Source organism: Nocardioides sp., assembly GCF_041600255.1.
In the GTDB taxonomy this organism is placed as follows: Bacteria; Actinomycetota; Actinomycetes; order Propionibacteriales; family Nocardioidaceae; genus Nocardioides.
The window spans coordinates 1-7812 of record NZ_JBFIKK010000139.1 but is presented as its reverse complement, the minus strand read 5'-3'; the positions used below and the strand labels follow the sequence as shown (position 1 = coordinate 7812).

Below are 7812 nucleotides of genomic sequence, written 5' to 3'. Positions count from 1 at the left end.
CTCGCGGTGTGCAGCTGCCTGCCGCGGAAGGCCTGCCGACCCGGGTAGGCGGGCAGGTGCGGCTGTGACCAGGTGCCGGTTGCGTTGACGAGGGTCCGGGTGCGCCAGGTCCGGTGCCCGGCGTGCACGACGAGCAGCCCGCCCTCGTCGACCACCCGGTCGACCCGGACCGGCCGGACGACGGGGAGGCGATGCTGCCGCTCGTAGTCGGAGAAGTACGCCGGCACCACGACGTTGGCCGGATCCTCGCCGCGGTCCGGAGCCGGGGAGTCGGGCAGCGCCGCCACGCCATGGACGTCCGTCATCGTCAGCGAGTCCCAGCGGTGCTGCCAGGCGCCGCCGGCAGCTTCCTCCGCGTCCAGCACGACATGGGCCAGCTCGCGGCGCTGCAGGTGGTAGGAGGCGGAGAGGCCGGCCTGGCCGGCCCCGATCACCACCGCGTCGAGGATCTCCACGCCGGAAGAACGCCCTCGGCGGCGGGTTTAGTCCGAGCGACGGTGCTCGGGTGCCACCCGCAGCTCAGTCCTGGCTGAGCGCCGCCGTCAGTGCGATCTCGACCATGTCGCCGAAGGTCTGCTCCCGCTCCTGCGCGCTGGTCTCCTCGCCGGTGATCACGTGGTCCGAGACCGTGCAGATCGCCAGAGCCCGGCGGCCGTACTTGGCCGCCAGCGTGTACAGCGCGCTCGCCTCCATCTCCACCGCGAGCACGCCGTACTCGACCATCCGTGCGGTCAGCTCGGGTCGCGGGCTGTAGAACGAGTCGCCGCTGAAGATAAGCCCGACGTGCACCGCGCTCTCGCGCTCGGTCGCCACCGCCGCGTCGTACGCCGCCCGCAGCAGGCCGAAGTCGGCAACCGGGGCGTAGTCGAGCCCCTCGAACCGGATCCGGTTCATCGAGGAGTCCGTGCAGGCGCCCGAGGCGATCACGATGTCGCGCACGGCGAGCTTCTCGGTCAGGGCGCCGCAGGAGCCGACCCGGACCACCGACTGCACGTCGTAGGAGGTGAACAGCTCGTTGGCGTAGATCGCCAGCGACGGCTGGCCCATCCCGGAGCCCTGCACGGAGACCCGGTGGCCCTGCCAGGTGCCGGTGTAGCCGAGCATGCCGCGCACCTCGGTGTAGCACTCGGCGCCGTCGAGGAAGGTCTCGGCGATCCACCGGGCCCGTAGGGGATCCCCGGGCATCAGGACGACGGGGGCGATCTGACCGGGCTCGGCGCCGATGTGGGTGCTCACGGCCGACACCCTAGTCAGGTCCGGTTAGCCTCGGCTCGTGACGTTTCCGCACCTGCGGCTCTCCGCCAACCCCCACGACCGCACCGGCGTACGCCGCAAGGACCAGGCCTGGCTGGACGAGCGGTGGGCGGACCCGGAGAGCCGGGTGCTGCTGGTCTCCGGCACCCGGGTCCGGCCGGTCTCGGGTCGGGTGCCGTGGCTCTCGCCCCAGGAGGCGCCGGAGGGGCTGCGGGTGCTGCTGGGGGAGCAGGGCGGGCGTGCCCACTTCGCCGTGGTCGTGCCCCCGGGCAGCGTGCCCGGGGAGAAGCACGAGTGGTTCCCGCTGCGTGGGCTGCTGCCGCACCTGGCCACCGACGGCCTCGACGAGGCGCCGCTGCTCTTCCACGCCCTCGGGCTGGCCGAATGGCTGCACGTCACCCGTTTCTGTCCGCGCTGCGGCGGGGCGCTGGAGGCGCAGGCCTCGGGCCATGAGCTGGTCTGCTCGCAGTGCGGGCGCTCGCAGTTCCCCCGGACCGACCCGGCGGTGATCATGCTGGTGACCGCCGGCGAGCCGGGCTCCCCGGCGGAGCGGTGCCTGCTCGGTCGGCAGGCGCTGTGGCCCGAGGGCCGCTACTCCACGCTGGCGGGCTTCTGCGAGCCGGGCGAGACCCTCGAGGACGCCGTACGCCGCGAGGTCGCCGAGGAGGTCGGCATCCGGGTGGGCGAGGTGGAGTACTTCGGCAACCAGCCGTGGCCGCTGCCGGCGAGTCTGATGATCGGCTTCCTCGGCCGGGCCGAGAGCACCGAGATCCAGGTGGACGACGACGAGATCGAGGCGGCTCGGTGGTTCACCCGCGAGGAGATGAAGGCCGAGGCGGAGGCGGGCACGCTGGCCCTGCCGGCCGGCGTCTCGATCTCGCGCTCACTCGTCGAGCACTGGTACGGCGACACCCTCCCCGGCCAGTGGTGAGCTGCCACTTGTGGTTGCCCCCAAGCCGCTGACCTGCCAGTTGTGGTTGGCCGGGGGAGCGCCTCAGGAGGCCAGGCTGGCGAGCTTCTGCTTCACCTGGATCAGCGAGGGGTTGGTCTGGGCGGTGCCGTCGGAGTAGACCAGCGTCGGCACCGTCTGGTTGCCGTTGTTGACCTTCTCGACGAGGGCCGCGGCCTCGGGCTGCTGCTCGATGTCGACGATCTCGAAGTGGATGCCCTCGCGGTTCAGCTGGCTCTTCAGCCGGTGGCAGTAGCCGCACCAGGGGGTGCTGTACATGGTGAAGGTTCCGGGGGTCTGACCAGTCATCAGGGAGTGTCGCCTCTGCCGTCTAGGGTGCGGGGGTACACGAGGCTAACCAATGCTCCGGAGGAGTTGTTCCCGCATGTCCAGGGTTGATCCCACCCGGCCCGACGACCTGCTCGCCGGCCTCGACCCCGAGCAGCGGCGCGTCGCCGAGACGCTGCGCGGGCCTGTGCGCGTTCTCGCCGGTGCGGGGACCGGCAAGACCCGGGCGATCACCCACCGGATCGCGCACGGCGTGGCCACCGGCGTGTACGCCCCCACCGAGGTGCTCGCCGTCACCTTCACCACCCGGGCTGCCGGCGAGATGCGCGGACGGCTGCGCACCCTGGGCGCCGGGGGCGTCCAGGCCCGCACCTTCCACTCCGCGGCGCTGCGTCAGCTGCGCTACTTCTGGCCGCACGTGCACGGCACCGAACTTCCCAGCCTGATCGAGTCGAAGATCGGCCTGCTGGCCACCGCGGCCCGCCGGCAACGCCTGGCCAGCGACCAGGCCCTGCTGCGCGACCTCGCCTCCGAGATCGAGTGGGCCAAGGTCAGCAACGTCCACCCCGACGACTACGCCAAGGTCGCTGCCAGCCGGAACCGCTCGGTGACCGGGCAGGACCACGACACCGTCGCCCGCGTCTTCGCCAGCTACGAGGAGGTCAAGCGCGCCCAGGGTCGGATGGACATGGAGGACGTGCTGCTGCTGACCGCCGGCATCCTGGCCGAGGACGAGCGGGTCGCCGCCCAGATCCGCCGGCAGTACAAGTGGTTCGTCGTCGACGAGTTCCAGGACGTCTCACCGATCCAGTCCGCACTGCTCGACCTGTGGCTCGGGGGCCGCGACGAGATCTGCGTCGTCGGAGACCCCGCCCAGACGATCTACTCCTTCGCCGGGGCCGACGCGTCGTACCTGCGCGACTTCGCCCAGAAGTTCCCGCGGGCCACCTCGATCGACCTGGTCCGCAACTACCGCTCCAGCCCGGAGATCGTCACCGCCGCCAACACCCTCCTCGCCGGCACCACCAGCCGCGGCGTGGAACTCAAGGCGCAGCGGCCCAGCGGCCCGGCGGTGACCTTCACCGCCCAGCCGGACGAGGTCGCCGAGGCCGAGGCCGTCGCCGCCCGGATCCTCGCCCTGCGCAACGCCGGTCGGCCCCTGGGTGAGATCGCGATCCTCTTCCGGATCAACGCCCAGTCGGAGGCCTACGAGGACGCGCTCTCGGCACGCGGCATCCCGTACGTCATCCGGGGAGCGGCCCGCTTCTTCGACCGGCCGGAGGTGCGCGAGGCCGTCACCCGGTTGCGCGGCGCCGCCCGCTCCGGCGACGGCGTGGAGCTCCTCGAGACCGTGCACGGCACGCTGTCGGGGATGGGCTGGAGCGCCGAGGCGCCCACCGCGCGGGGGCAGACGCGGGACCGCTGGGAGTCCTGGCAGGCGCTCGTCGACCAGGCGACCGAGTTCGCCCGGACCGGTGGCGACCTGGCCGGGTTCGTCGACGACCTCGACCGCCGCGCCTCCGAGCAGCACGCCCCGGTCGCCGACGGCGTCACGCTGGCCACGTTCCACGCCGCCAAGGGGCTCGAGTGGGACTCGGTCTTCCTCTGCGGCCTCCAGGACGGCACGCTGCCGATCACGTACGCCGACACCCCGCTCGCCGTGGAGGAGGAGCGCCGGCTGCTCTACGTCGGGATGACCCGAGCCCGTCTGGATCTGGCGCTGTCGTGGGCGCTGGCGCGCAACCCCGGAGGTCGCGCGGGGCGCAAGCCGTCGCGCTTCCTGGACCGCCTGCTGCCCACCGATCAACGGCCCGCCACCGCAGCCGCGCGCAACCGCAAGGTCGCCAGCTGCCGGGAGTGCGGCCGTCCGCTCTCCACCGGGGCCGAGAAGAAGCGGGGCAGGTGCGTGGACTGCCCCGCGTCGTACGACGAGGAGCTGTTCGAGCGCCTGCGCGAGTGGCGCAAGGAGCGGGCCGCCGAGGAGTCGGTGCCGGCGTTCGTGGTCTTCACCGACGCCACCCTGCAGCTTGTCGCCGAGCATCGTCCGGCCACGGCGGAGGCGCTGCTGCGGATCAACGGAATCGGCCGCGCGAAGGTCGAGAAGTACGGCGAGGACGTGCTCGGACTGGTCAACTAGACCGCCTCGGAAATATTTCCCACGAAATGGTCATTAAATCGTTTGCCCATTACGTGGAGGAGGCGCTAACTTTCTGGACAACACAAGCCCGCGCATCACGGTCCTGCCAAGACCCGCGCACGAAGCAATGAAGGAGGTGGACGTAGTGATCAGCATCAAGAACTCGATGACGGCTCAGATCCCGTCTGCCTTCGGCATGCCCTCGTCCGCTCACGCCTGCGTCAACGGTGCCGTCACGCCTGTCGTGCGCACCCGTACCACCGTCGTCGGAGCTGATCTGGGCCTCGCCAACGGCTACTTCCCGTGGACCTCTGCCTGGAGACCACCGTCCTGCTGAGAATTCAGCAGCGACGGCACTCTCCAGGCCGCGGAACCCACACCGGGATCCGCGGCCTTTTTGTATCTCCGACAACTCCTCCCTCTCCCCGTATCAAGCGACAGGTCACCCAAGGAGGTGAACACATGACCATCAGCGTTCTCGACCGCACCGAGGTCAACGCCCCGTCGGCAGCGCCGAGTCTGGGCAAGCTCCACGACCAGGCCGGGCGGGTGAACGCCGAACTGCTGCCCTGCCGGGTGAACAACCCGGAGCTGTGGTTCGCCGAATCGCCCTCCGACGTGGAGTTCGCCAAGGCGCTCTGTCAGGACTGCCCGGTCCAGGCCCTCTGCCTGGACGGTGCCCTCGACAGGCGTGAGCCCTGGGGGGTGTGGGGCGGTGAGCTCTTCCTCCAAGGAGTGGTGATCCCCCGCAAGCGCCCCCGCGGCCGGCCCCGCAAGAACCCGGCCGCCGCCTAGGCGGCCGGACGTCACACCGAAGGAACAACCCATGTCATCGAAACGAGTCAGGAGCAGCACCATGGAACTCATGCAGGAGAACCTGGCGCGGGCACACATGTCCGCGCGTCTGGGAGAGGCGCACCAGTTGCGACAGGGCCACCAGCTGGCCCGGGCCCGCCGCCTCAGCCGGAAGGCTGAGGAGGCCGCGCAGCAGGCACGTCTTGCCCTCGCCCGCGCGTTCTAGGGATCGGTGGTCGCCCCCCGCGGGGAGCGCCTCCACCCTGATCGCGGACCAGCCAGGAGCCGGGTTACGACCGTCGCGTCGTACCCGGCTCTTGTGCTGTCCGGACCCCGCCGGGCGCGTAGCCTGACGAGGTGACCACCTGCGACTTCTGCGGACGCCAGGCGCCGGACGAGTCCGAGGACGCCGCCGCGACCCTGACCTGGACGACGTCGGTCGAGAACGGGCGTCGCCGCACCTACTGCGACACCTGCTCGCGCGAGCACCTGCGGGCCATGGAGGGCAAGCTCGACAGCGAGTTCTGGTGAGCCGCCGCCGGCCGCTGAGCGTCACCCCGTGAGCGCGTCGCCCCACGAGCACCCGCAGTGCGGATGTCGCTGCCAGGTACGTCGGGTCAGCGCCAGACCCGCATCGATCCGCACCGTCGAGGACCACAGGGACGGCAGGTCGCCGTCCAGGTAGCCGACCACGTCCCGCACCGCCCAGCCGATCGCCATCGCCACCAGGGACGGGTCGCGGGCGACCGGGTCGCCGGGAGCCCGGGAGCCGGCCACCTGTTCGACCACCGTGGCGCGGCGCGGGTCCAGGTGGCCCAGATGGGCGTCGACGCAGCGCAGGCAGGCCGTCACCCCCGGAACGACGAAGGGCCCCACCGCACACTCGAACGCCCCGCAGACGAGGACCAGGTGTGCCCGAGCCGCCTGGACGAACGCGTCGACGGTCTCGCGTCGGACCTCCCCCTCGCTCAGCACCAGGGTCACGGTGGTGTCGTCCTCGGCAGCGTCGGGCGGCAGCACCGGCACCCCGGCCGCGGCCAGCAGTCGCAGCGCCGGGTCGCGCACGGCGGACTCGCCCAGGACCAGGACCCGGGCCGACCGGCGGGCGGCGAGCCGGTCGCCGGCCTCGGGTCCGAACTGCGCGAAGGTCGCCGCCGCCGACGCCGGGTCCGTCGCCCGGGCCTGCGCGGTGGCCAGCAGGTCGCCGTCGACCAGCAGGCCGTGCGCGTGCAGGCGCGCGAGCACGTCGGTGCCTTCGGGCGAGTCCGGGGTGGGTGGCTGGCCGCACCGCACGTCGGCGAGCAGCCGCCGTACGTCGGGGTGGTCGGGCACGATCAGCCGGTGGGGCGGGTCGATGCCGATCTGCAGGTGGCGGTCGTCTCGACGTACGACGCGCAGTCCGGGACGCAGCACGGGCCGCTGGCTGGCGTGCTGGGTGGCGTGCTGGGTGGAGGGTGGAGGGACGGCGGCCATGTCCCGGACAGTGGCACAGCCGGGCGGGGGAGAGGGGGCGTCATCCACAGCCTCACCGCGACCGCCGGTGGCCCCTCACATGCCGAAAACGGCGCCGGCCGGCCCCCCGAGGGACCGTCCGACGCCGCCACGTCAGCTCGTGGGGGCGATTACGCCTTGCCGAGAATGCGGTTGAGGTTGGTGCTGCACACGGGGCACACGGCCTTGGCCATGCGCGTGCCCTTGTCGTTGACTCGCACCTCGCCCTCGGCCTCGCGCTTCTCCTTGCACTTCACGCAGTAGAACTCGCCGCTCCAGGTCTCCGCCATGACGGCCTCCTTGCCTAGTTTTTCTTCGGTCGTCGCGACGGGGATGTATGAGGAAGCCCGTCGGAGCTCGGCAACGGTTGTCGCTGAGCCGCCTCGACCCTACGACACTCACGCTCAGGTGTGACGTAGGCACTCCGTTCGTGGTGAAACCGGTCACGGTGGGTCGAGGTCCGCGTCAGTACGGTGAGCCCATGTCTGAAGCCTCCCACCTGCGCCTCGAGCGCCCCTCGGACGGCGTCGTCCGTCTCGTCCTCGACAACCCGGACCAGCGCAACGCGATGTCCGACCAGATGACCGCCTCGTGGATCGCCACCATCGACGAGCTCGCCGCCGACCGCTCCGTGCGGGTCGTCGTGGTGACCGGCGAAGGGTCTGCCTTCTGCTCGGGCGGCAACACCTCCTGGATCGCCAGCGAGCCGGATGCCTCGGTCGACTACCTGCGCACCCGGATGATGGCCTTCTACCGGGCCTGGCTCTCGATCCGGAAGCTCGAAGTGCCCACCATCGCGGCGATCAACGGTCCGGCGATCGGCGCCGGGCTCTGCCTGGCGCTGGCCTGCGACATCCGGTACGCCGCCGACGGCGCCAAGATGGGCGTGCCATTCGTG

The 7812-nt window shown here is 71.4% G+C and carries 12 protein-coding genes; 7 read left to right on the top strand and 5 right to left on the bottom strand.

What is annotated here, in order from left to right; genetic code table 11:
- The coding region (locus ABZE72_RS14190) for an NAD(P)-binding domain-containing protein (RefSeq protein WP_372729683.1) at window positions 1-455 on the bottom strand (455 nt) is incomplete at its 3' end.
- Window positions 456-519: 64 nt separating this feature from the next.
- The gene (gene deoD / locus ABZE72_RS14185) at window positions 520-1236 is read right to left on the bottom strand and encodes a purine-nucleoside phosphorylase (RefSeq protein ID WP_372729682.1); all 717 of its coding nucleotides are present in this window, start codon (window positions 1234-1236) and stop codon (window positions 520-522) included.
- A 37-nt stretch (window positions 1237-1273) separates the two neighbouring features.
- Here deoD and nudC point away from each other — a divergent pair, with 37 nt between their 5' ends.
- On the top strand, window positions 1274-2185 hold the full coding sequence (gene nudC, locus ABZE72_RS14180; protein WP_372729681.1) for an NAD(+) diphosphatase: 912 nt from the start codon (window positions 1274-1276) through the stop codon (window positions 2183-2185).
- 63 nt (window positions 2186-2248) lie between these two features.
- On the opposite strand, the gene ABZE72_RS14175 is transcribed toward nudC, so the two are convergent.
- A complete protein-coding gene (locus tag ABZE72_RS14175) occupies window positions 2249-2482 on the bottom strand; it encodes a mycoredoxin (RefSeq protein WP_372729680.1) in 234 nt (77 codons plus the stop codon).
- A gap of 106 nt (window positions 2483-2588) precedes the next feature.
- Between ABZE72_RS14175 and ABZE72_RS14170 the strand changes: the two genes are divergently transcribed.
- The 5 genes from ABZE72_RS14170 to ABZE72_RS14150 all read left to right on the top strand — a co-directional run bounded on the left by ABZE72_RS14170 (window position 2589) and on the right by ABZE72_RS14150 (window position 5954).
- Window positions 2589-4628: an ATP-dependent DNA helicase UvrD2 gene (locus tag ABZE72_RS14170; protein ID WP_372729679.1), complete on the top strand. Its 2040-nt coding sequence runs from the start codon at window positions 2589-2591 to the stop codon at window positions 4626-4628.
- 145 nt (window positions 4629-4773) lie between these two features.
- Window positions 4774-4965: a hypothetical protein gene (locus ABZE72_RS14165; protein WP_372729678.1), complete on the top strand. Its 192-nt coding sequence runs from the start codon at window positions 4774-4776 to the stop codon at window positions 4963-4965.
- A 125-nt stretch (window positions 4966-5090) separates the two neighbouring features.
- Window positions 5091-5423 (top strand): WhiB family transcriptional regulator, encoded by a 333-nt coding sequence (locus ABZE72_RS14160; RefSeq protein ID WP_372729677.1) that lies wholly within the window; start codon window positions 5091-5093, stop codon window positions 5421-5423.
- Between the two features lie 61 nt (window positions 5424-5484).
- On the top strand, window positions 5485-5649 hold the full coding sequence (locus ABZE72_RS14155) for a hypothetical protein (RefSeq protein WP_372729676.1): 165 nt from the start codon (window positions 5485-5487) through the stop codon (window positions 5647-5649).
- A gap of 131 nt (window positions 5650-5780) precedes the next feature.
- The gene (locus tag ABZE72_RS14150; RefSeq protein WP_372729675.1) at window positions 5781-5954 is read left to right on the top strand and encodes a hypothetical protein; all 174 of its coding nucleotides are present in this window, start codon (window positions 5781-5783) and stop codon (window positions 5952-5954) included.
- Window positions 5955-5975: 21 nt separating this feature from the next.
- Here the strand turns inward: ABZE72_RS14150 and ABZE72_RS14145 are convergent, their stop codons facing one another.
- Both ABZE72_RS14145 and ABZE72_RS14140 read right to left on the bottom strand, forming a co-directional pair.
- Window positions 5976-6896 carry a hypothetical protein gene (locus ABZE72_RS14145; RefSeq protein ID WP_372729674.1) on the bottom strand — a complete coding sequence of 307 codons (921 nt, stop codon included), beginning with the start codon at window positions 6894-6896 and terminating at the stop codon, window positions 5976-5978.
- Between the two features lie 149 nt (window positions 6897-7045).
- Window positions 7046-7204, bottom strand: coding sequence for a DUF5679 domain-containing protein (locus ABZE72_RS14140; protein WP_091026547.1), 159 nt, complete (start codon window positions 7202-7204; stop codon window positions 7046-7048).
- Window positions 7205-7395: 191 nt separating this feature from the next.
- On the opposite strand from ABZE72_RS14140, the gene ABZE72_RS14135 reads away from it, so the two are divergent.
- Window positions 7396-7812 (top strand): enoyl-CoA hydratase/isomerase family protein (locus ABZE72_RS14135; protein WP_372729673.1); only part of this gene is annotated, 417 nt, incomplete at its 3' end.

What these genes read in the sequence shown, in the direction of transcription:
- ABZE72_RS14175 (WP_372729680.1), bottom strand. Translation starts at nt 2,482, where the DNA reads ATGTACAGCACCCCCTGGTGCGGCTACTGCCACCGGCTGAAGAGCCAG.
- ABZE72_RS14170 (WP_372729679.1), top strand. Translation starts at nt 2,589, where the DNA reads ATGTCCAGGGTTGATCCCACCCGGCCCGACGACCTGCTCGCCGGCCTC.
- ABZE72_RS14160 (WP_372729677.1), top strand. Translation starts at nt 5,091, where the DNA reads ATGACCATCAGCGTTCTCGACCGCACCGAGGTCAACGCCCCGTCGGCA.
- ABZE72_RS14155 (WP_372729676.1), top strand. Translation starts at nt 5,485, where the DNA reads ATGGAACTCATGCAGGAGAACCTGGCGCGGGCACACATGTCCGCGCGT.
- ABZE72_RS14145 (WP_372729674.1), bottom strand. Translation starts at nt 6,896, where the DNA reads ATGGCCGCCGTCCCTCCACCCTCCACCCAGCACGCCACCCAGCACGCC.
- ABZE72_RS14140 (WP_091026547.1), bottom strand. Translation starts at nt 7,204, where the DNA reads ATGGCGGAGACCTGGAGCGGCGAGTTCTACTGCGTGAAGTGCAAGGAG.